At 46.8% G+C, this 23,157-nt stretch carries 20 protein-coding genes; 8 read left to right on the forward strand and 12 right to left on the reverse strand.

Features of this window, described 5'->3' with window-relative positions; translation table 11 throughout:
- Positions 1–32 precede the first annotated feature (32 nt).
- From J4N39_RS10455 to J4N39_RS10480, 6 genes are all read right to left on the reverse strand, one after another.
- A complete protein-coding gene (locus tag J4N39_RS10455) occupies positions 33–884 on the reverse strand; it encodes an alpha/beta fold hydrolase (protein ID WP_252018936.1) in 852 nt (283 codons plus the stop codon).
- Positions 884–1,432, reverse strand: a complete 549-nt coding sequence (locus J4N39_RS10460; RefSeq protein WP_252018938.1) for a Slp family lipoprotein — start codon at positions 1,430–1,432, stop codon at positions 884–886. The genes J4N39_RS10455 and J4N39_RS10460 overlap by 1 nt, the downstream gene beginning before the upstream one ends.
- Before the next feature lie 154 nt (positions 1,433–1,586).
- Positions 1,587–1,880 (reverse strand): chromosome partitioning protein ParA, encoded by a 294-nt coding sequence (locus J4N39_RS10465; RefSeq protein ID WP_252018940.1) that lies wholly within the window; start codon positions 1,878–1,880, stop codon positions 1,587–1,589.
- A 64-nt stretch (positions 1,881–1,944) separates the two neighbouring features.
- Positions 1,945–2,637, reverse strand: coding sequence for a tRNA (adenosine(37)-N6)-threonylcarbamoyltransferase complex dimerization subunit type 1 TsaB (tsaB, locus tag J4N39_RS10470; RefSeq protein ID WP_252018942.1), 693 nt, complete (start codon positions 2,635–2,637; stop codon positions 1,945–1,947).
- 13 nt (positions 2,638–2,650) lie between these two features.
- Positions 2,651–4,567 carry a DNA repair helicase YoaA gene (gene yoaA / locus J4N39_RS10475; RefSeq protein WP_252023702.1) on the reverse strand — a complete coding sequence of 639 codons (1,917 nt, stop codon included), beginning with the start codon at positions 4,565–4,567 and terminating at the stop codon, positions 2,651–2,653.
- A 110-nt stretch (positions 4,568–4,677) separates the two neighbouring features.
- Positions 4,678–4,878 (reverse strand): hypothetical protein, encoded by a 201-nt coding sequence (locus tag J4N39_RS10480; protein WP_252018944.1) that lies wholly within the window; start codon positions 4,876–4,878, stop codon positions 4,678–4,680.
- Between the two features lie 223 nt (positions 4,879–5,101).
- Between J4N39_RS10480 and purU the strand changes: the two genes are divergently transcribed.
- The 4 genes from purU to J4N39_RS10500 all read left to right on the forward strand — a co-directional run bounded on the left by purU (position 5,102) and on the right by J4N39_RS10500 (position 10,279).
- Positions 5,102–5,935 (forward strand): formyltetrahydrofolate deformylase, encoded by an 834-nt coding sequence (gene purU, locus J4N39_RS10485; protein WP_252018946.1) that lies wholly within the window; start codon positions 5,102–5,104, stop codon positions 5,933–5,935.
- Between the two features lie 216 nt (positions 5,936–6,151).
- Complete coding sequence (locus J4N39_RS10490) at positions 6,152–7,771, forward strand: methyl-accepting chemotaxis protein (protein WP_252018949.1); 1,620 nt, start codon at positions 6,152–6,154, stop codon at positions 7,769–7,771.
- A gap of 104 nt (positions 7,772–7,875) precedes the next feature.
- On the forward strand, positions 7,876–8,979 hold the full coding sequence (locus J4N39_RS10495) for a hypothetical protein (RefSeq protein ID WP_252018951.1): 1,104 nt from the start codon (positions 7,876–7,878) through the stop codon (positions 8,977–8,979).
- Between the two features lie 79 nt (positions 8,980–9,058).
- On the forward strand, positions 9,059–10,279 hold the full coding sequence (locus J4N39_RS10500; RefSeq protein ID WP_252018953.1) for a DNA cytosine methyltransferase: 1,221 nt from the start codon (positions 9,059–9,061) through the stop codon (positions 10,277–10,279).
- Between the two features lie 43 nt (positions 10,280–10,322).
- Here the strand turns inward: J4N39_RS10500 and J4N39_RS10505 are convergent, their stop codons facing one another.
- Positions 10,323–10,907: a VOC family protein gene (locus J4N39_RS10505; protein ID WP_252018955.1), complete on the reverse strand. Its 585-nt coding sequence runs from the start codon at positions 10,905–10,907 to the stop codon at positions 10,323–10,325.
- A 294-nt stretch (positions 10,908–11,201) separates the two neighbouring features.
- Between J4N39_RS10505 and argS the strand changes: the two genes are divergently transcribed.
- Positions 11,202–12,935 (forward strand): arginine--tRNA ligase, encoded by a 1,734-nt coding sequence (argS, locus tag J4N39_RS10510; RefSeq protein ID WP_252018957.1) that lies wholly within the window; start codon positions 11,202–11,204, stop codon positions 12,933–12,935.
- A 94-nt stretch (positions 12,936–13,029) separates the two neighbouring features.
- On the opposite strand, the gene lpxM is transcribed toward argS, so the two are convergent.
- On the reverse strand, positions 13,030–13,971 hold the full coding sequence (gene lpxM / locus J4N39_RS10515) for a lauroyl-Kdo(2)-lipid IV(A) myristoyltransferase (protein ID WP_252018959.1): 942 nt from the start codon (positions 13,969–13,971) through the stop codon (positions 13,030–13,032).
- A 74-nt stretch (positions 13,972–14,045) separates the two neighbouring features.
- Between lpxM and J4N39_RS10520 the strand changes: the two genes are divergently transcribed.
- A complete protein-coding gene (locus tag J4N39_RS10520) occupies positions 14,046–14,474 on the forward strand; it encodes an HIT domain-containing protein (RefSeq protein ID WP_252018961.1) in 429 nt (142 codons plus the stop codon).
- Between the two features lie 442 nt (positions 14,475–14,916).
- Here the strand turns inward: J4N39_RS10520 and J4N39_RS10525 are convergent, their stop codons facing one another.
- The 4 genes from J4N39_RS10525 to J4N39_RS10540 form a co-directional block, all read right to left on the reverse strand.
- Positions 14,917–15,420, reverse strand: coding sequence for a hypothetical protein (locus J4N39_RS10525; RefSeq protein WP_252018963.1), 504 nt, complete (start codon positions 15,418–15,420; stop codon positions 14,917–14,919).
- Between the two features lie 143 nt (positions 15,421–15,563).
- Positions 15,564–18,962, reverse strand: coding sequence for an AraC family transcriptional regulator (locus J4N39_RS10530; protein WP_252018965.1), 3,399 nt, complete (start codon positions 18,960–18,962; stop codon positions 15,564–15,566).
- 146 nt (positions 18,963–19,108) lie between these two features.
- Positions 19,109–20,458 carry a murein DD-endopeptidase MepM gene (gene mepM / locus J4N39_RS10535; protein WP_252018968.1) on the reverse strand — a complete coding sequence of 450 codons (1,350 nt, stop codon included), beginning with the start codon at positions 20,456–20,458 and terminating at the stop codon, positions 19,109–19,111.
- A complete protein-coding gene (locus J4N39_RS10540; RefSeq protein ID WP_252018970.1) occupies positions 20,455–21,462 on the reverse strand; it encodes a zinc ABC transporter substrate-binding protein in 1,008 nt (335 codons plus the stop codon). The genes mepM and J4N39_RS10540 overlap by 4 nt, the downstream gene beginning before the upstream one ends.
- An 85-nt stretch (positions 21,463–21,547) precedes the next feature.
- On the opposite strand from J4N39_RS10540, the gene znuC reads away from it, so the two are divergent.
- Both znuC and znuB read left to right on the forward strand, forming a co-directional pair.
- On the forward strand, positions 21,548–22,330 hold the full coding sequence (gene znuC, locus J4N39_RS10545; protein ID WP_252018972.1) for a zinc ABC transporter ATP-binding protein ZnuC: 783 nt from the start codon (positions 21,548–21,550) through the stop codon (positions 22,328–22,330).
- Complete coding sequence (znuB, locus tag J4N39_RS10550) at positions 22,330–23,115, forward strand: zinc ABC transporter permease subunit ZnuB (RefSeq protein WP_252018974.1); 786 nt, start codon at positions 22,330–22,332, stop codon at positions 23,113–23,115. The genes znuC and znuB overlap by 1 nt, the downstream gene beginning before the upstream one ends.
- Positions 23,116–23,157: the final 42 nt, after the last annotated feature.

Genomic DNA, 23,157 nt, shown 5'->3' on the forward strand with positions numbered 1-23,157 from the left:
TGTGTCCGAGCACGGGAAGCTCGAACACTTGTTTAAATTTTGTTAACTACATCGCCAATTAACGACACAATCTCACTTGAGGATTCGAGGTGGCAATGGTGTCCACCTGCGACCACTTTGCGCTCAGAAAATACCTGACTTCGCTGCGCTAATTGTGCGTAACCATCACTTCCCAACACGACCCAATTGGGACACTGAATATCGCTCACCAGTTGGTTGGCTTGTTCAAGTGTCATTCGGTAAAGTGAATCGCATTTGAGTTTGCTGTCATGACGCCATCGCCACGCTTGAAGCTTGCTATCAAAGTAACAATCTCGCCCAACGATCGGTGCGATGAGCGAGCTATCGACCCCACAACTGGCACTGCGCAACGCTAGAGCCTTATCAAAAGTCGTGAGACTTCGGGGCGGCTTTTTTGCGATACGGGCACGACTTAAAATGCCTTGACGCAATCGCCCGGTCGCATTGGATGCAGTTTCGGCAAGCGGGCCAGCCCCTTCGATTTGAATCAAGGCGCTGACTTGCTCAGGAAAGGCGGCACTATAGCAAGATGCGATCAATGCACCAAGGGAATGCCCCACCAAACAGAGCTTGTTTGGTGACAAAACAGTCAAGAACCAATACAGGTCGGACAAGTAGTCGTGAAATGGGTAGTAATTATCTGCACTCTTATGGCTAGATGCACCGTGTCCCGGCAGATCAAGCGCCACCAAGTGCCAGTCTGGATGACGTTGATGCAGTTGGTACATGTTGCGATAAAAGCTCGCCCCATTATCTAACCAGCCATGAATAAAAACGACCGTCTTAGCGGCCGTTTTTGGGTTTCCGAGTTCACTGGTGGCAAGTATCAAATCTTGCCCCAAGCGATACTGTTGATGTCTCACTATTTAACTTCCTGGATCACGCGGCCTCGGCTTGGGCCCATGCTGAAAGTTGTACAATGGATCCCGTGGCAGGTCGATAGGTAAGACTCGGTTCTGTCGACAGCAACCCACTCTTCGATACGCCACAAATAATGCCCATAAACATTCATCACCGGCATGGTCAGTTCCGACTCGCCTACTTTGCCTTTCTCTACCCCTGCGCTGGTGCCCACGACAGTGATGAGTCGGCCCGCAGAATACGCCACCGGGTCTAGAAAACCATCGACATAAGCCACATAGCGACCTGCGGGATCATCCTTAAGGTTTGGGCGACCAACATCATCAATTGGCATGTTAACCAGCTCGATGCGTGTTTTATCTTTTAAGTTAGTAATGCCTGCAATCACACCACCAAGGCGAACATCTTGCTCTGCTTGCTGAGCTTGGCTAGACCACTGCTGGAAATCTGTAACCACAGCGTCGCTTTGAGCATTGAGGGATTCAGGGAGACTTGAACAGCCAGCTAAGAAAGCAAGAACGGATAATGAGAATAAAGTACGTAAGGACATAACGACTCCTAATCATCTAAAAAACTGCATTGATTTAATCAGCTTGAGATGCGTTATTGAGAATTAATCTCAATATACCAAAGTTTTAGCCAGTCTGCGTCAGGAGAGTGTTACAAATAGAAAGAAATAGGCTTAGATAAGAAATAGAGTTAACTCAGATGTATAGGTCAACGCCCATCAGTTTGGCGAGTTCGTCACGTTTGGCTTGGTTCATCACATCCATATACTCTTGCATCGCTTTGCGGCTGCGACCTTCAGGCAAGTCGTACTGGATTCGAGCGCCATTAATTTGTGATTCGTCCACATGGCGAATGGTCTGGGCAACCGCTGTCGCCACCTTGGTGGTTTCTGCCACAGGCTGCTTGGATTGCTTATTAACCTTAGACTTTTTATTGGTCTTGTTGGTTTGACCTACTCTTGCAGGAGGTAGACCCTGAATCGATACCATAGTGGCTCCAGTTTATAACTAAGCGGCGTTATTCAACACCACTTAGTCCGTTTGATGCCCGAGCTTATTCGCGCCCCGGCAGCTTTTTCCACGCAACCTTATCACGCAAGTAGACAGGGCTTGCCTCTTCCGCAGACACTGCACTATCCATTGCAAACTGCGCAAGGAAAGCCATGTCCTGAGCCTGTGGGTAAAGTACATCACCCTGCTCACGCTCAATCGCTAGCTCGTTAAGGGCTGGATAAGCGTCCCAACCTGTACCTGCCATGCGCCATGTGTGCGCATCTTTGGCGAGGTTATCCACCAATTCTTGCGGTGGTGTTACGCACTCTTCATCAGTTGCTAGCCAGCTGCCATTTTCTTGACGCTCAAAACGACCCCAGTACACTTCGCTCATGCGTGCATCAATTGCACACGCTACTTGCTCTGCGCCGTGCTGACGGTAGCTTGCTTGCGCCATGGCTTCTAGGGTTGATACACCGATCATCGGAAGATCTGCGCCAAATGCTAAACCTTGTGCAATACCGATGCCAATTCGAACCCCAGTAAAACTACCCGGACCACGGCCAAACGCCAGTGCGTCTAGATCTTGTAGGCGAATACCTGCTTCTTTTAGGACTTCATCTACCATTGGCAGTACCAACTTAGTGTGGTCACGTGGTGCCACTTGGCTACGGCTAATAAGGTTTCCATCAATCAACAGGGCAACCGAACAGTTTTCAGTTGCGGTATCTAAAGCAAGAATTTTCATGCTCAATCAGTATCTCAGTTTATTCAGAATCGGAATGCAGGAATTGACTCACCTGCTCCAAATCTCGTGTTCTTGGAATAGGCGGTAAACTTTGTAAGAACACCGCCCCATAATCTCGGGTAACAAGTCGGTTATCACAGATGATCAGTGCACCCTTATCCTTTTTATCTCGAATAAGGCGACCAACCCCCTGTTTTAAAGTGATAACCGCATCAGGTAGCTGGACCTGAGCAAAAGGTTCACCACCACTCAAACGACAATCTTCAATACGTGCTTTGAGCAGCGGGTCGTCAGGGGCGGTAAACGGCAATTTGTCGATAATAACACAGCTCAAGGCATCACCTCTAACGTCGATGCCTTCCCAGAATGCGCCTGTAGCCACCAAGAGCGCATTGCCCAGCTCAAGAAACTCCGCCAGCAATTTCTGTTTGCTGGTTTCGCCTTGCATCAGCACTGGAATTTCAAGCTGCTCTCTAAAGCGTTCAGCAAGGCTGCGCATCATAGCGTGAGAGGTACACAAAAAGAAGCATCGCCCACCATTTCTCTCGATGATAGGGCCGAGCATGTCAGCGAGCCTATCGGCCATACCGACACTGTTAGGCTCGGGCAGATACTTGGGCACACACAGTCTTGCTTGTTCAGCATAGTCAAATGGGCTCGGCAGCGAAAATTGCTGTTTAGGCTCAAGGCCCAATCGGTGGGTAAAGTGACCAAAGTCGTCTTTCACCGCCAAGGTAGCCGAGGTAAACACCCATGCCCCTTGCTTGAGAGCAATCTGCTCGTGAAATTTGTCGGCTACAGAGAGCGGTGTAATGTTGAGGCTAAAATGGCGTGGCGAACACTCATACCAATAGGAGTATCCGGTGATATCCACTTCGCATACTCGGTCCAATCTGGCTTTAAGAGCGTTAGCACGCTCAAAGGCGGTATCGAGCAGCTGACTGCGTCCTAGTGCAACTTTGAGTACATCTATAGCCAGTTCCAACACATCTTGTAGTCGTACTAGCTCACGCTCGATAGAGGGCGACTTTAACGCCTCTCGCCAGTTGCCACGAAATCCTGGCTCACCCAAAACCATGCGCATATCCATAGCGGTAGTGCTGAGTCGGTCAGCGACTTTTTGCAGCTGGGCCATATCTTTGGCTTCAGTGCGATAGCCAATCTCAATATCTTTTGCCAGCTCTTGCATCTGGCGGCTAGATAAAGAAGAACCAAAGTATTGACTAGCAATGTCTGGCAACTGGTGGGCTTCATCAAATACAAACACATCCGCCTCGGGGATAAGCTCGCCAAAGCCAGTTTCTTTAATCGCCAAATCGGCAAAAAACAGGTGGTGGTTAACGACCACGATGTCGGAATCGAGGGCTTTTTTACGTGCTTTTAGCACAAAGCAATCTTGATAGCTTGGGCAGTCTTTACCTAAACAGTTATCATTGCTGGATGTGATGGTTGGGATCACTGGGCTGTCTTCAGCAAGATCATCACATTCCCCCAGATCACCTGACTTGGTCTCAGAAGACCAGCTCCTCACTTTAACCAGTTGAGATAACAAGGTTGGGTCAGCATGTACTCCATGGCTTTCGACCATCTGGCGGCTCAATCGATCTAGGCACAAGTAATTTGAACGCCCTTTTAACAGCGACACTTGGCCATGAAACCCAAGGGCATCGACCATCAACGGCAAGTCACGATGAAAAAGCTGCTCTTGCAGGTTTTTAGACCCTGTACTGATGATCACTTTTTTTCCACTGAGAAGTGCAGGTACCAGATAAGCGAAGGTCTTACCCGTTCCCGTTCCCGCCTCAACCACTAACTGGGTCTCGTTATTTATTGCCTGCGCAACCGCCTCAGCCATATCGAGCTGAGCTTGTCGAGGCTGAAAGCCTTCGATCGCTTTACCGAGTGCGCCTTGGGAAGAAAAGGTTTTTGCGATGATAGACAAAGATCACAAGCCTAAGTGAAAAGAAAGAATGGCCGAGATTATGGCAGTTTTTGCGTGGAAGTGCGACCAAGGCTCCGAGAGGAATGAGCCTCGGCCGCCAATGATTAACGATTTCGATGTAAGTAACGCTCCAGCCAAGCTGGGCCCTCAAACCCTTGATTATCTTGCAGCGTTTTAGCTGCTTCTGCTGGCGATGCTTTGCTCTCCCACAATTGCTCAATTTGCGCTTCATCCAACTCTTGATCGCCCATCAACGAGTGAATACGCTCTGCATATAATTTTCTTGCGAGTAGGTCTTTGTCCATAGGCTTCACCTTGATAATAAAAAGAGAAATCTTCAACAAGCCCTTTGCAGGGGTCGAACTCATTGAAACCAAGTCCAATATAGTTTAATTATAGAAGGTGAATTGGGCGCTTGCGCTCGTTTACCGTTTTGTAAAGCCCACCTGTGTCGCAAACATTTTTATTTATCCGATAAAATAATCCAGCCTACATGAGCTGGAGATATAACAAGGAAGTAGTAAGTAGATGGAAAAGAAAACCCTTCTGACGCATTGTAATGATGCGCCAGGTTTAATCGCAAAAATCACCAACATTTGTTACAAGCACCAGCTGAACATCATCCACAACAACGAGTACGTGGATAACACCAGCGGCCATTTCTTCATGCGCACTGAGCTAGAAGGCTACTTTAACGACCACACCTTTTTGGCCGACCTAGACCAAGCACTGCCAGAGGGTGCGAAACGTCGTCTAGTTGACTCTTCTTCTAAGAAAGTCGTTATTTTGGTGACCAAGGAAGCACACTGTTTGGGCGATATTCTGATGAAGAATTTCGACGGCAGCTTAAATGTCGATATTGCCGCCGTTGTGGGTAACTACGATATTCTGCAAGGTCTGACTGAAAAGTTTGATATCCCATACCACTGCGTGTCTCACGAAGGGCTTAGCCGCGAAGAGCACGAAGCGAAGATCCTAGAAGTGGTGGATAGCTACGAGCCTGACTATCTGGTTCTTGCGAAATACATGCGTGTACTGACCCCAAGCTTCGTTGAACAGTACCACCACCGAATCATCAATATTCATCACAGCTTCTTGCCTGCCTTTATCGGTGCTAAGCCTTACCAACAGGCATTTGACCGCGGCGTGAAGATCATTGGTGCAACGGCCCACTTCGTAACCAACGATCTTGATGAAGGGCCAATCATCAAGCAGGACGTGATCCCAGTCGATCATAACTTTAGTGCTTCAGATATGGCGCAAGCGGGTCGAGATGTTGAAAAGAATGTCTTGAGCAAGGCGCTGAATAAAGTGGTTAATGACCACGTGTTTGTGTATGGCAATAAGACCGTGTTGCTGTAGCAATAAATAGCTATCTAAGAGCGCCTGTTGGCGCTCTTTTTTTGTGTCCACTTTAAGACACATCATGAGCCATAGAACAAATTAGTGTGCGCTAATAGACACTTTCTCATCCCTATTACCAAATTACGCACTCAATTTGATATGTGTCAGAAGTTACCTACTCTTTAGTATTAGTCTGGTGACGTCAATTGGCATAAAAAATTAAAAGGTACCGCTATGAAGCTAAGTAACCTTCCAGTGAAATCAAAACTGCTCACTTTGGTAATCTTCTCCTCTATGCTACTAGCAATGGCGTGCATCTACGCCTTGAACGAGCAACGAATATCGACGCTTAACGAGCGTCAAGGTAAGTTGCAAGCACAAGTCGATGTAGCCATAAGTCTTATCGATCATTACTACCAGCAGCGCAATGTACTTGGGGAAGATGTCGCCAAGCAACAAGCGATCGAGGCAGTCAGTCGACTTAGATACGACCAAAACAACTATTTTTGGTTGCTATCCCCTGACATGACTGTGCTGATGCACCCAACCAAACCTAAACTCAATGGGACGGACTCAACCAACTTTAAAGATGGTGGTGGAAAACACCACTGGCAGGAAATGGCGAGTATTGCCAGAAGCAGTGGTGCTGGATTTTTGGATTATCAGTTCAAAAGCCCACAAGGGGTATTGCAAGACAAGATCTCCTTTGTCGAACTGTTTCCAAAATGGCAGTGGATCGTAGGATCTGGCATTTTGGTAGCGGACATCCAAGAAACCTTTTACGCACAGGTGTTTGAAGCAGGCATTGTACTTGCGGTGCTCATGGCTGCACTTGCCGGACTTGGCTTCTTGATCTCTAACAATATCTTAGTGCCACTGCGCAGATTGACCGAGAACACCCACAAAATCGCCGATGGTGATCTTACTGTGCGCCTTAATGCTCGTCGCAAAGATGAGCTTGGTGAGATGTGCCAAGAGATTGACCGAATGTTAGAAAAGCTGCAAATGACCATGCTTGCAGCCAACGATTCCGCAGAGCAATCATCCAACATGGCGCAAAGTATTGCCCAAGCGAGTGAAGAGGCCGCGACGAGCGTCAACTCTCAACATGCTCAACTAGAACAGCTCTCTTCGGCCATGACTGAAATGAGCTCGACCATTGCTGATGTTGCAGGTAATGCTGAAAACACAGCGCAAAGCACAGCAACAGTCACTGACCACGCAGAGCAAAGTGGCCAAGCCATGAGCCAAACTTCTTCGACAATTTCAGAAGTGTCCGATGAAATTGGTGCTGCTAACCAACTGGTTACCGAGCTGCAAGCTGGTGTAAACGACATTAGTGCGGTAGTGAGCGTCATTCGTGATGTCTCTGAGCAAACTAATTTACTGGCACTGAATGCTGCGATTGAAGCGGCGCGAGCTGGAGAGCAAGGCCGTGGGTTTGCTGTCGTTGCCGATGAAGTGCGTAACCTTGCAAGCCGCACTCAAGAGTCAACCAATGAAGTGCAGCAGACCATCGACTCGTTAACCGAGCGTACCAACCGCACCGTGAAGGCCATGGAGCGCAGCAATCAGCAAGTCGAAAAGAGTGTTGATATTGCCAACTCGACCCAAGATAAACTCAGCGATATGGTCAATGAACTGCAACGCTCCAACGACATGGTGGCACAAATTGCCGCAGCCTCTGAGCAGCAAGGACAAGTGGCCAATGAGATGAGCCAAAATGTTACCACCATTCATTTGGCGGCTAACGAGGTGAAACAAGCCTCTCAGCTGTTAGCCGAAGAGAGTCAATCACTGGCCAGTGCATCTGAGATACTCCACGACCAACTGCGTTACTTCAAAGTCAAATAATCCTCTTTACACACACCAGCCAAGTGCTTTTCAATCAAGCACTTGGCTTTTTTAGCTATTTATGTAGGCTATGCAAGCGCTCGTAATATTCCTGAGAGACCACCATGATCCTAGACCAGTACAACCTTCAAGACCTGCTTCACACCTGTGCCCAGTTACTACGCCAAAAACCTCGTGGTGCCTTGGCGTCTAAACAGGGGCATAAATTCGAACCTGTGCTGGTGGAAGCCATCGAAGAAGCGATTGTTGAACTGGGTATTTCGAACATCAGTGAGCGAGGAGTCGAGTTAGTCTCTGGTCAACGCTTTCCTGATATCTTAATCCACACCGAGCACGCCACGCTTAGCCGCCGAGACACCATTATCGGTACTGAGGAGCTAACCCTTGGAGTAGAAGTGAAAACTTCAAAGCAAGGCTGGACGACGCTCGGCGGCAGTATTTTTGAATCCACCCGAGTCGAAGGTGTTGAGTGCATCTATCTGTTTTTCGCCAACTTCTCAGATCCAGAGCAACCAGAATTTCGCTTCTGCGACCATGAACTTTGCATCTCTGATGTGGTGATCACCCATAAGCCTCGCTATGCAATTGATATGGATGCCACTCAGACACTGTTTGATAAAGCTCAGGTCAGCTACGATGAAATCCGCAATGCCAGCAATCCCTTTGCTAAAGTGCGCAAGTACATGAAAGAGAAAAGCGGCAAAAATACCGAGCTGTGGTGGATTGAGCCAACGAACGAGGATTCTGTCGAACAACAAGGCCCGCAGGCGTTTCGCATGTGGGGCGATCTTAGCAAGGGGGAACAGACAGAGCTTATCGAAACCATGTACGCTTTGTTCCCTAACTTGGTGAGTAAAAGCCAAGACAAATATGTTCAACCAGCGCTTTATCTCGTTTCTCGCCAAGGGGTAGTCTGTCGCTCTCTTCGAGACCCATTCTCTGGGGGTGGCAAAGCGGATATTCACACCTTTAAAGCACCGAAATATCTGCAACACATCGCCACGACAGAACATCTAGAACGCATTGCGGATCGCCTAATTGCGCTCGATGTAGAAGTCTTGCAGGAGTACTGGGGGCTGGAGTTTGACGAGTTACTAAGGATCCGATTGTGGAAATCTCTTCTGATCAAAGAGCTGGAAAATAACTCGGAAGTCACTTCCGTACCCGGCCTGTTGGATTACATGTCCGCCATGATCCAAGAAATTTAGCTTAGGACGCGACTTTCGTTTTATTTGGTGCTACAATCGCCCGTCGATTTAATCTCTAGCTAGTGTAGAAAAGCGCTTTATGAAAAAAGTTTTGTCATTGTTTAGTGGCTGCGGTGGTATGGACCTTGGCTTTGAGGGTGACTTTGATGTCCCTGCTTCTTGTGTCAACTTGGCGGTTCACCCGCAAGATTGGTATCAAGAGTCACAAAGAGAAGGCTGGGTTCATCTGAAGAAAACCAGTTTCGAAACCGTGTTTGCTAATGACATTCTTGATTACGCTGAAGCGGCTTGGAAAACCTATTTTGCCAAGCGTGGCACCGATGTGGAGTCGGTGTTCCACAAAGGCAGTATCGTTGACGCAGTAAAAGCGCACAAAAACGGTGAGCAAATCTTCCCCGAAGATATCGATGTAGTTACTGGTGGCTTCCCTTGCCAAGACTTTAGCGTTGCGGGTAACCGAGGCGGCTTTAACTCGCACAAAAATCACCACAACCAAGTATTAGACGAGATCCCAAGTGAAGAGACACGCGGCAAGCTCTACCTTTGGATGCGTGATGTCATTGAAATCACCCAACCGAAAGTCTTTATCGCAGAAAACGTAAAGGGCTTGGTTTCCCTTGGTGATGTAAAAGCCATTATTGAAAATGATTTTCGTAACATCGGTGATGGGTACATTGTGGTTCCTGCGAAAGTACTAATGGCAGGTGACTACGGCGTGGCTCAACGCCGTGAGCGCGTGATTTTCATCGGTCTTAGCAAGAAATACTTAAAAGCCGATATGCTTGATAAAGTGTTAAATGGTGAGTTTGAAGTTTACCCACCAGCAACCCATGCAGAGCAACCTGTCGACAAGCGCAAAGCATTCAGTCAGTGTGGTCAAGTGTTAGAGGGTTTGGTTGAACCTGAGCTTAGTAAAGACAAAGCCCAACAGGCATTTTCTAAAGCCAAATACCTAGGTAAAGGCCAAGGCCAGACGGAAGTAAACTACTGGGGATTGGGACCGACCATCCGTTCCGAGCACCACGGCAACATCGAGTTCCGCCGTCTTGCTGAAGAGAACAAAGGTAAGATTGTTCATGAACTTGAACAGGGGCTACCTCAACGCCGTTTGACCGTGCGTGAATGTGCTCGTATCCAAAGCTTTCCCGATGACTATGATTTTGTATTCACTGCCAAGCAAACTGGCAAATACAAGCTGTCAGGCTCAGGCGCTTATAAAGTGATCGGTAATGCAGTACCACCTTTGATGGCGTTTAATATCGCCAAACACATCGAATCTATTTGGGACGAGATCTTTTAGTCCTAACCTCTGAAGAGGGGGAGAGCTAACTCCCCCTTGGCTCTTACGATTGCTCCGAAGCCACAACATCCTTTAACGAATGTGGATGCAGCTTGATACAAATCCCTTCTCTTTTAAATGCCACGGTCGGATTCGCTAATCGCTCCCCTTCCCCTTTAGGGCTGGACAGCTTTACTTTGATGTTTTGCTCACTCAGTGCGGCTTCAAGTTGCGGAAATTGCGTTTTCACTTCGCCGAAAAATTCATCAGCGGTTTGCGCTTGTGAAGGCACTACAAACTCAACATGCTCCCACCCCTGACTTGGGTAGATCTTACCCTCAGCAGGATACGGCAGCTCTAAACACTCAATCGACCATTGTCCAACGTTAATCGGCTCGTCAAACAGCAGTACAATAATCGGGCGACCATTAATCACCGCTTGCGAAATTACCTTGCCATACTCAAGCCACGCTTGGTGCGCTGTTGCTGCCAGCTCACTATCATTAATACGCAAAGCGATATGATCAGCCTGCAAGCCATCCAGTGATAAACCAATATCTGATGCAAACGTACGGATCTGTCCAAAGAAGTCTTCAATACCATCCAGCATTTGAGGTGGGGTTAAATTCAGTTGTTGTAATAGAGACATAGTTAGCTTCATTGTTTTTTTTCATCGTATCAGAGCTGGGGAAAAGGGAAAAGGACGCCTGCGGCTAAAGGGAAATGGACTAGCTAAGGCAAAACGTTCAACATTTTCTTTTTCTCTGTGCCCTTTTCCCTTTTCCCTTTTCCCTTTTCCCGAGACATCTATCAAAAACCTCTACTACCAACCCAATAATATTGCTATCATTAGCCCCATTTTTGTGAACTCAAACAGATATCAGTTTCTCTGACTCAAACCAACAGAGAGACCGAACAATTCTTAGAATTGAAGGAAACGCGTGTGAATATCCAAGCACTGATCAATGACAAAGTATCTCAGGCTCTTGAAGCCGCTGGCGCACCTGCAGGCAGCCCTGCAGCGGTTCGCCAATCTGCAAAACCTCAGTTTGGTGATTACCAAGCAAACGGCGTAATGGGCGTAGCGAAAAAACTAGGCACAAACCCACGAGAATTTGCGCAGAAAGTGCTGGATGTTCTAGACCTTGATGGCGTTGCAAGCAAGTGTGAAATTGCAGGCCCTGGCTTCATCAACATTTTCCTAGACGAAGCGTTTCTTGCTAAGCAAGCAGACGCTGCTCTTGCGGACTCTCGCCTAGGTGTTGCTGCGGAAGCGCAAAAGACTATCGTTGCTGACTACTCAGCACCAAACGTGGCTAAAGAAATGCACGTTGGTCACCTTCGCTCAACCATCATTGGTGATGCTGTTGTTCGTACGCTTGAATTCCTTGGTCATAAAGTAATTCGTGCTAACCACATCGGTGACTGGGGCACTCAGTTCGGTATGCTTATCGCAAACCTCGAGCGTGTACAGCAAGAGTCAGGCGAAGTTTCTATGGAGCTATCTGACTTAGAAGCTTTCTACCGTGAGTCGAAGAAACTTTACGATGAAGATGAAGAGTTCGCAGTAAAAGCTCGTAACTACGTGGTTAAGCTGCAAAGCGGTGACGAGTTCTGCGCGGAAATGTGGAAGAAGCTTGTTGACGTGACTATGGTTCAAAACCAGCGCAACTATGACCGTCTAAACGTATCACTGACTCGTGAACACGTAATGGGCGAGAGCATGTACAACGACATGCTACCTAAGATCGTTGCTGACCTTAAAGAACAAGGTCTTGCGCAAGAAGATGACGGCGCACAAGTTGTATTCCTAGAAGAATACAAAAACAAAGATGGCGAGCCTATGGGCGTTATCGTGCAAAAACGTGACGGCGGTTTCCTATACACCACTACCGACATCGCTTGTGCGAAATATCGTTACGAAGAGCTTGGCGCAGACCGTGTGCTTTACTTCATCGACTCTCGTCAGCACCAGCACCTAATGCAAGCTTGGACTATCGTTCGCAAAGCAGGTTACGTTCCTGAAGATGTGTCTCTTGAGCACCATGCATTTGGCATGATGCTTGGCAAAGATGGCCGTCCATTCAAGACTCGCGCAGGTGGTACTGTTCGTCTTGCTGATCTACTGGATGAAGCAGAAGAGCGTGCAGCTAAACTGATCGAATCTAAAAACCCAACACTTGAAGCACAAGAGAAAGCAACCATCGCAAACACTGTTGCTATGGCTGCGGTTAAATACGCAGACCTTTCTAAGCACCGTACCACTGACTACGTGTTTGACTGGGACAACATGCTAGCGTTTGAAGGTAACACAGCGCCATACATGCAGTACGCTTACACTCGTGTTGCTTCTGTATTCGCTAAAGCTGGCGTATCTATGGATGAGCTATCTGGTGAAATCAAAGTGACTGAAGAGAAAGAAAAAGCGCTAATCGCAAAACTTCTTCAGTTTGAAGAAGCAGTTCAGTCAGTTGCTCGTGAAGGCCAACCACACATCATGTGTAGCTACCTGTTTGAACTTGCTGGTCAATTCTCAAGCTTCTACGAAGCGTGCCCTATCCTAGTGGCTGAAGATGAAAGCATTAAGCAAAGCCGCCTGAAACTGGCTGCACTAACAGCGAAGACCATCAAGCAAGGTCTATCACTACTGGGTATTGAAACCCTAGAGCGTATGTAATCATACCTATCTTAGAAACTAAATAGCCTCGCAAATGCGAGGCTATTTTTTTGTCTTCAATATAATACTGTTTAGTACTGTCTGGCTTAAACGGCTAGTAAAGCTCAGTACCATCCGGTCGGGTACGTAGTAGATTCAAGATCCACATGTACTGCTCTGGGCGATCTTTTAGTAGCTCTTCAAGCGCTTGGTTCATCATACGTGCGTCTTGCTCTTCATCACCCGTTGGGAAGCCTTCCAAAGCAGGCAAAATAAACAGTTCAAACTTACCCTTTTCTGCATTGTAAGCTGGGATCATTGGCACAACCTTAGCGCGACTCAAACGCGCCATCTTACCAAAACCTTTTAACGTCGCTTTTTCCGTACCGAAGAATGGCACAAACACTGAGTTCTCTGCACCATGATCTTCATCAGGCAGGTAATACGCCATGTAGCCATCTTTGATAGAACGAATGTAAGGTTTGATACCAGCGTGACGAGGCACGATTCGACCGCCGTAGCGCATGCGCTGCACATTCATCAGCCAGTCGCCGATTGGGTTTTTCTGCGGACGGATCATGATAACTACGTCATGACCGTATGAGGAGAAATACATGCCAGTATAATCAATCGCCCAACAGTGGGGTACCAATGCAATTACCTTCTCCCCTTTTTCCAAAAGTGGGAATAGGTGTTCTCCTCCATAGACTTCCCCACGGCTTTGATTGTACTTTTTGCTGCGTACGGTCAGCTCGGCGTAACCGAAGAAAAACTGCGCTGCGACTTCATACATTTTCTCCAGCAGTTGCTGGCGCTCTTGTGGCGATTTTTCTGGATAACATAGCTCGATATTTTTCTTAGCTCGACGCAAGGCACCAGATTCTCGCTTGGCAAAGAATTTCGATACACGAGCGGCCACTTTGTCTCGAAGACGGAAAGGTACAAAGGCAAGAATCAGAGCCAAGCCCACGGCGATCCACATCGGCCAATGTTTAGGGTGAAGAAACGACCATTGAAAGGTCGGGTTGTATAAATGCTTATTGATATTGTCGCTCATAGAGGCACATTTTCCTGTTCGCTGTGGCGCGTTATGGTATAACAAAGCGTGTCTAAAACAAAATCACGTAAGTTATGGAATTTTCTCTACATCCTCAGCTGGACAAGGATACCAGCACCATTGGTGAGTTTCCGCTTTGCCTCGCTCTTCTGCATTATGACAACGCCGTGCCTTGGGTCATTTTGGTACCCAAAATTGCCGATATCACCGAGCTTCACCAACTGCCAATGAAAAAGCAGCAACAGTATTTGAGTGAGTCTCAAGCGGTTGCCCATACGCTTGAGCGCTGCTTTGAGCCCGACAAACTCAATATTGGTATGCTGGGCAACATTGTTTCACAGCTTCATATCCATCATATCGCTCGTTTTAAATCTGACCCAGTATGGCCTGGTCCGGTGTGGGGAAACACATCTGGACAAAAACGTTCGGACAGCGACCAGCAACAGATGCTCAAACAACTTAGAACAGAGTTAGTAAAATTCCCTGAGTTTGTTTCTCACTGATACCCGATACCACCTTTAAAAATAAAAAAGCGCCTCTAACATCAGAGGCGCTTTCTTATTTTTCATGCCATGCACGGCAAAACAACGTTAATTTCGTCAATTTAGTACTCGTCAAAAACGTAAAAATAGCTAAAACGACCCAGCAGAAACCATAGTCCAAACCTTTTCTCACTGCTAATCAACCTCAACAAAACCCCGTAAGCCATTGATTAAATTAAACTTTAAACCAGTGTCGGATTTCTTATGGCTAATGGCGTTAATTCACTAAGGAAATTAAGTGGGGGTACGTATAGTGAACCCATCTCGAGGAGATACTCCTCTTTGAATTCCAGAAGTGATGTAGTTCGCTACATCACTCCGGCAGCAAGCGAAGGTGTCGTTGGCACCCGTGGTATAGTCCCCCCGGCTATACCACGTTATTTTTTTTCTGCTTCTCTAGGAATTACTCTTCCGATGAACTTGGGAATCTACCTTCACCGTTTTTCAGCGGCAGTTCAACCACCAGTTCTCCATCTCGATATACCTTCAACTTAGAATACTTAGCGTCATCCACTTTCAGTGCAGTAAAAGCATTGATTGAAAAAGTCGACTGACGGTACTCGCGTTCTAGGTGATAGTGCAAATGCAGCTCTCCATCGACCCCAACTAACTGATCAACAATAAACAGCTCTCGCTGCTCTTCTGGGGCCATGACACTCTCTGCAACAGTCACATACAAGTAGTGTTCGAATTCATGTTCGCTAGGCATCTTTTTGGCATTTTCGTCGATCACACCATAACCAAATGAAGCGATGCCATAGGCATTGAGATAACCTTGCTCTGTGCGAGAGACAGCAGCAAATACAGGGGAATCTTGCGTATCCCAACCATGTACGAAGTTATCATAAGTATGGCTAGGAACTTGTTCGAAAACGATATTGCCTTCCACAGGCGATTTAGACGTCATGGCACAACCATTCAAAAGAAGTAGCGCAATTAGAGAGTAAAATTTTTTCATGTTTCTGTATTCGATGTTGGACAACATCAAACACTTTAACGTCGACGATGAGACTAAATGTCAATTAGATGTGAATTTGATTTAATGTAAAATTAACTGCCAAGCTCGCCCGTCTGGCTCTCAACAAATTGTGAAGGAGATATTCCAAAATAGTGTTTAAAGCGCTGACTAAAGTAGGAAGGGTCGTTAAACCCTGAGTCAAACGCTACCTCAGAAACTTTCTGCCCAGCCATCAGCAGCTGACATGCTTGCTCAAGGCGCACTTGGTTTAGGTATTCTTTAAAGGTTTTATCGGTTTGCTGTTTGAACTTACGCTGCAAGCTTCGCTCCGACACATAAAGCAGCTTCGCCATTTGCGAGGTACCAAAGTCAGGGTTTTGATAGTGATCGTCCACCAGCTGGTAAACCTTCGCCAACCATGGGTCGAGTTCTTCTTGCGGTTTAGCCATTGGACCTGCTTGAATCGCCTCATTGGTCAGCCACTGGCTAAGCTCAATATTCTGCTGCTCTTGATTTTCAGGTGCGGTTGGCCACAATACTTCGACTTCGACACACCCTTTATGGTTGTGGAAAAAGCGACACTCTCCGCCACTGGCGATAGCGAAACGTCGGATATTCGCCAAACTTGCATCGGTTAGAACATTGAAATGATGGCTTTGCTCGCCTTTATCAACGCTAGAATAGTTGTATACCTCTTGGTTGGTAAATTGACGTCCCTGATCAACCACCACAAAGCCAACGCCTTCCGTGCCAGTCACTAAGCTTAGCTCGATCTGTTGACCTCTTTTACTACGGCGAATGGCGTTATAAAGCATGCCATGCAGCACCAAGTCGAGATTAAACCCGTTGGCTTGGGCAAATACTTCACTACCCTGAGCATGAAAATTAAATTGCAGACCATGTCTCTTAAACACATCTTTCAATGTTAGCAGTACCGCATCAACCACGGCATTAAGTTCAAATACAGCAACTTCTTGAACTCGGTTGGGTTTAACGCTGATGATTTGACGCAAGTGAGCCATCGCCGCCAACAACGCTTGATTGCTCTGAAGATCAGACTGCATGGCTGGATGGCCGAGTGCTTTATGCGCAGATATCGCCAAATGATCGATGTAGTCTTGTCGAGTTTGAAACTGCTTGGTGATTTGAGTATTGCTTTGTACTAGAGCATCACTCTGGTGCCTTAACTGGCTAGTCCTCAAGTCTACTTTTTCTTTCAAGGTACGGTTCATCTGGAGCACTTGCTGAGCGCGCCACGCATAGAGCAAGCCAATCGCAATCACGAGTGCTGCGGCGCACAAGATTATGAACCACTGCGACATAAACCATGGGGTCTGGATGCGAAAAGCCAACGAAGTAGGCTGAGGTGAGCGGTTTATCTGCCCGACCGTTCTAAGCTCGAGTTGATACTCACCCGGCAGTAAGTAGTCAATGGTGAGTTGAGCACCACCAAATGGTAACCAAACTTCTTGCTCTGCGACTCCTTTACCTAATAAGCGATACTCCAAGTTCCAGATATCAAAATCAGGCAAGACTCCCATAGTAAAAGTGATCGCTTTTCCATGGGGAAACTCAAACGACGCATTACTTGCAGGTGCTAGAGCAATGGCCTGCCTATCCATCTGTACCAATCCAACCTTTACTCGACTGGGTGGGATCTTGGTTGAAATAAGATCCTGAGGGTTAAAGCTGATCACTCCAAGCCTTGAGCCAAAGCTTAAGTTATTGCTGTGCGAATTGTAGTGACACATAGAAGGCAAAAACTCATTGTTGATCACGCCAAATGGCGCACCAAAATGTCGGACTAATGCCCCATGATGATCGTAAAGGCTCAAGCCTTTAGAGCTACTGAGCCACATACCCGAAGGTGTCGAGAGCAAGCAAAGTGCTTTGATGTCAGGCTCATAAAGCGTTAAACGCTGGACACTGTCTATCGACTTACCATAACTGATCACCCCGGTCGAATTCACTAACCAGTGGTCAGAGTGAGAAGTTTCCGCCAAGCTTAAAACATTCCCGACCAAAGAACTCGGGAAGTGCTTTAAACTAAATTCACCCGGCGTGTGCCGAAACAATCCATTATCTGCAATAATCCAACTGCTTCCATCACGTGCGTGGAGCACATTTCGAATAATAGGCGCTTGGTGATTATCGTTAACCCACCCCAAATCAAAGCTCTTATATTCTCCTGTCTGGAGATCTAGCCGAACTAAACCATTAGCTACCGATAACCAAAGTTTTCCTTGGTGATCAAGACTGATCAGTTCAATGTTGGTAAGAACAAACTCATCTGGTAGCGTCTGCTCTTGCAATATTCTCGCTTCAAGATCGTAACGATAGACCCCCATGCGAGTCGCTAGCCAAACGTTATTTCTGTCGATTTCTAAATCATTGACTCGCCCCGAGTACACCGCCGTTAACTCGGCCTGATTATGATAGTAAAAAGCCCCTGAGCTGGTCGCAAGCCATGAAACGCCTTGGCTATCTGAGGCGATAGCATTGATTGTGCCTACAGGAGAATCCGCACTAGAGAATCGTTCAAAGAGTTGACTATACAAGGAGTAATACTTGATCCCCTTGTTAGTGGCAATCCAAAGTCCCCCCTGTTTGTCATTAATGATGTCGTAAACACGTTGCCCCCCAAGAGAGTACTCTTGGTCAAAACTGCCTTCAAAGTGGCGGACAGAACCATCACCAAAATGATAGGTATAAAGACCGCTGTCACTGCCTACCCAATAACCCGACTGGGTTTCTGTGATCGCATGTACGACCGCATGACCAAAATGCGCCACGGTGACGGCTGGTTGGTGGATATTGATGATCCTTGCGCCATTTTGTTCACCTATCACCAACTCTTCTCGAGTCGGTGAATAGTGGATGGTCTTTGCGTTAACTTGTGCAGATTTTCGAATATGGCGAAACTGCCCATCCCGACCCACGTAAATGCCAGAGGTGGTCGCCAGCACCCAGCTAGTTTTGACTAACGCAACGTCATTAATCTGTACTTTTTTGCCAAGACTACGTTGATAGATGGTGCTGAGTGGATATTCGGCAAATGCTTTCGTTACTGTGTTATAGGTGTAGAAATAGGCATCACTTGTCATCCATATGTACTCTTTTTCAGAGCCAATGTTAGTGATGTTACGACCATTTCCAAGTTGAAGAACCACTTGCGGGGTTTGTGATGGCTTGAAGCAGTAAAGCTTGTTGCCCTCTGCATACCAAAAATTCTGCTGATGATAGGTGACGGTTTCTAGAGTGGAGTCAAACACACTGCCCGAGCGAGGTAGCATGTGCTGGCCGTCGAAAAAGCGCAATTGCCCTTTGTTGTCGTGAATCCATAACCCTCCCCCTTCGGCGCTAAACAGTTTGTTAGCGACGATAAACTGCCCTTGTTGCTCAAAGGGCAACGGATAAAACACTGATGATGCAAACGCTGAACTGGAGCTTATTAATAGTAAACACCACAGCATCAAAGAGTTTAGGTTCATAGAGAGCAGGTATCGATTCACACAAAAAGCTTAGCTGATGTTGGCCATCACTAAGCTCTAATTAATTTGAGATAAAAATTATCTCTTAAAGGTAATCGAAAAACCGCTAAGAAAAAAGGTGTATCGAAATACACCTTTGTTATTTGTTATGCCTGATCACGTAAAGCTGTGAGTACACTCTTGGCTTGTGATATAAACGCACTGCGCTCACTTTTTGCGATTGGTGCCGCTTGAGGTAGCGGTACTTTCATCGCATTGACCGGTCGGCCATGTTTGATCAACTCATAGTGCAAGTGCGGACCTGTCGAACGGCCAGTATTACCACTTAATGCAATTTTCTGACCTCGAGTCACACGCTGCCCTGGTTTAACCAAAATTCTATGCAGGTGCAGGTAGCGAGTCATATACTCTCGACCATGTTTAATCACGACATAGTTACCAGCAAGTGGGTGTTTCTGAGCTTTAACGACTACGCCATCTCCCGTTGCCATGATCGGCGTACCTATCGGAGTGGCAAAGTCAGTACCATTGTGCGGGGCAACTCGTCCCGTCACTGGATGGCGACGATTCGGGTTAAACGGAGAGCTGATACGGTAACGTTTGTTGGTCGGTAGGCGGTTAAATGCCCGAGATAGGCTTTCACCTTTTACATCGTAAAAATGACCGTCGCTTGCCTTAATAGCGGTGTACTCTTTGCCACCACTTTTGTATAAAAGCGCTGACACTTCACCGCGTCCGACTGGTTTTCCATCAATGAATTCTTTATTGACCTTAACCGCAAAAGAGTCGCCTTTGCGTGCCGAGCGACCAAAGTTGAACTTCCACTGCATAGCGTTAGACAAAGTGATGATCTGTCCATCGGTTAAGCCCGCAGACTTGGCCGCATTGTAGAAGTTGTCAGTCACACGACCTGATAGGAAAATAGGTTGGATCTCACCTTGAGTTTCGATTTTCTCAAAATGGTATTTGTCGTCTTGCCAAGTATAAACGTCCGCGGTCTTTGCACTGCGCTCAATACGTAGCTCGAGGATTTTACCTTCATCATCTACCTGCCACTCGAGGTTCATGCCCGGATTCACTCGTTCAAGTGAGCGGTCGACACCTATCATGGCGTACATGTCGCGCGAGCTTAATCCGTACTGAGAAAAAATCGCACTGACTAGCTCATTTTTGGCCACGACATGGCTGTGTTTAACTGGCTCGGCTTCGAGTTCGTAATCGAGTTCATCCTTGGGGGCAGAAAATTCAGGAGCATTAGAATCAATTTGCTCACCTAAAGGTTCGCTGAAAGGTTCGCTATCTTGATCGGCTAAAGAAGATTGTTGTTCAGTGGTGATTTCAATCGGTTTTCGAGAAACCTCATGAGTGACTTCAACAACGTTTGGGGTCCAAAGCATAAATGCACTTGTGAGAGCAAATGCACCCATGATGGCGGTACGGTGGTTTTTAGATAAACGCTGCCACGTCAATGTGGCAGCGTTTTGAAAATTTGTCATTCAGATAAACAGCTAGAAAATTGGGAACCAAGTGACTTTAAGAAGTCGAAATACGCCCCCTGCTGAACCTTCACGTCCACACCAAGTGGATCAAGAACTCCCTGATTAACTTCTGTACCACGGGTCACAGAATTAATCACTGCAGGGGTAAACTGAGGTTCAGAGAATACGCAATGTGCGTCCTTGGATTCAAGCTTTTTGCGAATATTTATCAAAGTTTTTGCACCCGGCTTACGCTCAGGGTTTACCGTGAAGTGACCAAGGTTGTTCAAGCCAAAGTAATTCTCATAGTAGCCATATGCGTCATGGAACACAAAATAACCTTGCTCTTTTACTGGCTCTAACTGCGCTTTCAGCTCCACCAGAGTCGCTTCTAGGTTGGTTTCAAACGCCGTTAGGTTCGCTTGGTATTTCGCTTGGTTGCTTGGGTCAATTTCAGACAATTTGGTCGCAATTGCATGTGCAATTTGCGCAGCTTGCTCAGGCCCTAGCCAAACGTGCATGTCATGAGTGCCGTGGTCATGGCCGTGATCATCATGATGTTTGTGGCTATCGTGATCATGTTTATCATGATCGTGGCCGTCGTGATCGTGATGGGCGTGCTCATCATGGTCATGATGCTCGTGCTTGTCGTGATCATGTTTATCACCATGGTTCCCACAGTTGCAGCCACCATACTTTCTGAACTTAATACCCTGCTGGTCTTTTAAAGCAAAAGAACCTTCGTGCTTTTCCAGCACATCGTGCATAAAGGTTTCCAGATCCTCACCAACCCAAATCACTAAATCCGCATTGCGAATCTTTTTCAGATCTGAAGGTTTTAGGGCATAATCATGCGGTGATGTATTCGTGCCTAGCAATACATCTGACTCTGCAACTCCTTGCGTAATCTCATTGGTAATTAGCTGTACTGGTTTAATTGAGCTCAGTACGTTGGTTGCATTCGCTATGCTTGAGATAGAGCATAATGCGATAGACGCAGACAATAGGCCTAAACGAAACATTTTTCCCTCTACTGATTTAGTTGATTGGTCGAGAATGAGAATTAATGTTACTTTATAACATATTCAATTTGCAACTCAGGTTCACATGTTCCCCTTAGTTTCATTAAAATCCGTCGGTGTTTCATTTGACGGCAATTCGGTGCTTTCCGATATCAACCTCGAGGTTTATCGAGGACAAATCACGACACTCATCGGCCCAAATGGTGCTGGTAAGTCGACACTAGTTAAAACGATATTAGGTCTCGTCAAACATACCAGTGGTCAACTGACCAAAGAACCTAAGTTGAAAATTGGCTATGTACCTCAAAAGCTGCGCTTGAACGATACTTTGCCTCTAACGGTTACGCGCTTTTTAAAACTTGCGGGCAAATTTAGCCAGCAAGAGCGCGAAGAAGCGTTGCGTTTAGTGGGTGCAAGCCATTTATCTGAGCACAACATGCATCGACTTTCTGGCGGGGAAACTCAGCGAATTCTCATTGCCCGTGCGCTACTTCGCCGCCCAGATTTGCTGGTATTGGATGAACCAGCGCAAGGGGTAGATGTGCAAGGCCAAATTGATCTTTACGAGCTAATCGATCACTTACGTCACCGCTTTGATTGTGCGGTTTTGATGGTTTCCCACGACTTACATTTGGTGATGGCCAAGACGGATTTAGTCGTATGCCTTCAGCACCATATTTGTTGTTCGGGCTCTCCTCAATCGGTCGCTGAACACCCGTCTTATCTCGAGTTGTTTGGACATCGTGCTAGAGATGTTTTTGGCGTTTACCAACATCAGCATCGTCATCACCACCACGATCTTGCTGGCCAACCTGTAGAGGGTGATGCCGGTCAATGTAATCATCAGCACCACGGACACCAGCAGTAATGTTTGATTTTCTACTACCTTCTATCATTGCAGGCACCATCATTGCCTTGTTGACAGGGCCTCTCGGTTCATTCGTGGTTTGGCGAAAAATGGCTTATTTTGGAGATACGCTCGCACACGCTTCACTGCTTGGTATCTCTTTGGGCTTGTTACTGAACATCAATTTGTACCTAGCTTTGGTGATCTGTTGTATGGCCTTGGCGGTCATGTTGGTCACCATGCAAAAACAAAAAATTGTGGCGACCGATACCCTATTAGGTATTTTGGCCCACAGTGCTTTGTCACTTGGCTTGGTGTCTATCAGTTTTTTTGACGATGTTCGTATCGACTTGATGGCGTATCTATTTGGCGACTTGCTTGCTGTATCTCCAGATGATTTGATCTTTATTTCTGCTGGATGCCTGTTTGTACTGGCAGCGCTCATTTTCTTTTGGCGTCCGCTACTTTCAAGCAGTGTTAACGAAGAGCTCGCGAGTATTGAAGGCATCAATACTGATTTAATGCGACTGGTTTTAATGTTACTGGTAGGCGTTGTCATTGCGGTAGGTATGAAGTTTGTTGGTGCGCTTCTAATTACATCACTGATGCTTATCCCGTCCGCTGCGGCAAGACGTTTTGCCCGCTCTCCTGAGCAAATGGCTGTGCTTGCGGCAATCATCGGCGTGCTGTCGGTATGGTCTGGGCTCTACTTCTCGTGGAACTTCGATACACCGGCTGGACCTTCTGTGGTGCTAAGCGCTGCCACCGTTTTCTTGCTTGCTCAGTTCAAACCCGCAAAGGCTTAAGTCGGATATAAAAAAACCGATGCATTTGCATCGGTTTTTGTT

It is taken from the genome of Vibrio sp. SCSIO 43136 (genome assembly GCF_023716565.1).
In the GTDB taxonomy this organism is placed as follows: Bacteria; Pseudomonadota; Gammaproteobacteria; order Enterobacterales; family Vibrionaceae; genus Vibrio.

Excerpts from the sequence above, each read along its gene's own strand:
- znuC (WP_252018972.1), top strand. The coding sequence starts at position 21,548 with ATGTTCCCCTTAGTTTCATTAAAATCCGTCGGTGTTTCATTTGACGGC.
- J4N39_RS10520 (WP_252018961.1), top strand. The coding sequence starts at position 14,046 with ATGGAATTTTCTCTACATCCTCAGCTGGACAAGGATACCAGCACCATT.
- J4N39_RS10495 (WP_252018951.1), top strand. The coding sequence starts at position 7,876 with ATGATCCTAGACCAGTACAACCTTCAAGACCTGCTTCACACCTGTGCC.
- J4N39_RS10490 (WP_252018949.1), top strand. The coding sequence starts at position 6,152 with ATGAAGCTAAGTAACCTTCCAGTGAAATCAAAACTGCTCACTTTGGTA.
- mepM (WP_252018968.1), bottom strand. The coding sequence starts at position 20,458 with ATGACAAATTTTCAAAACGCTGCCACATTGACGTGGCAGCGTTTATCT.
- J4N39_RS10500 (WP_252018953.1), top strand. The coding sequence starts at position 9,059 with ATGAAAAAAGTTTTGTCATTGTTTAGTGGCTGCGGTGGTATGGACCTT.
- J4N39_RS10480 (WP_252018944.1), bottom strand. The coding sequence starts at position 4,878 with ATGGACAAAGACCTACTCGCAAGAAAATTATATGCAGAGCGTATTCAC.
- J4N39_RS10540 (WP_252018970.1), bottom strand. The coding sequence starts at position 21,462 with ATGTTTCGTTTAGGCCTATTGTCTGCGTCTATCGCATTATGCTCTATC.
- purU (WP_252018946.1), top strand. The coding sequence starts at position 5,102 with ATGGAAAAGAAAACCCTTCTGACGCATTGTAATGATGCGCCAGGTTTA.
- J4N39_RS10525 (WP_252018963.1), bottom strand. The coding sequence starts at position 15,420 with ATGACGTCTAAATCGCCTGTGGAAGGCAATATCGTTTTCGAACAAGTT.
- J4N39_RS10530 (WP_252018965.1), bottom strand. The coding sequence starts at position 18,962 with ATGAACCTAAACTCTTTGATGCTGTGGTGTTTACTATTAATAAGCTCC.
- J4N39_RS10465 (WP_252018940.1), bottom strand. The coding sequence starts at position 1,880 with ATGGTATCGATTCAGGGTCTACCTCCTGCAAGAGTAGGTCAAACCAAC.
- J4N39_RS10460 (WP_252018938.1), bottom strand. The coding sequence starts at position 1,432 with ATGTCCTTACGTACTTTATTCTCATTATCCGTTCTTGCTTTCTTAGCT.
- lpxM (WP_252018959.1), bottom strand. The coding sequence starts at position 13,971 with ATGAGCGACAATATCAATAAGCATTTATACAACCCGACCTTTCAATGG.
- znuB (WP_252018974.1), top strand. The coding sequence starts at position 22,330 with ATGTTTGATTTTCTACTACCTTCTATCATTGCAGGCACCATCATTGCC.
- J4N39_RS10505 (WP_252018955.1), bottom strand. The coding sequence starts at position 10,907 with ATGTCTCTATTACAACAACTGAATTTAACCCCACCTCAAATGCTGGAT.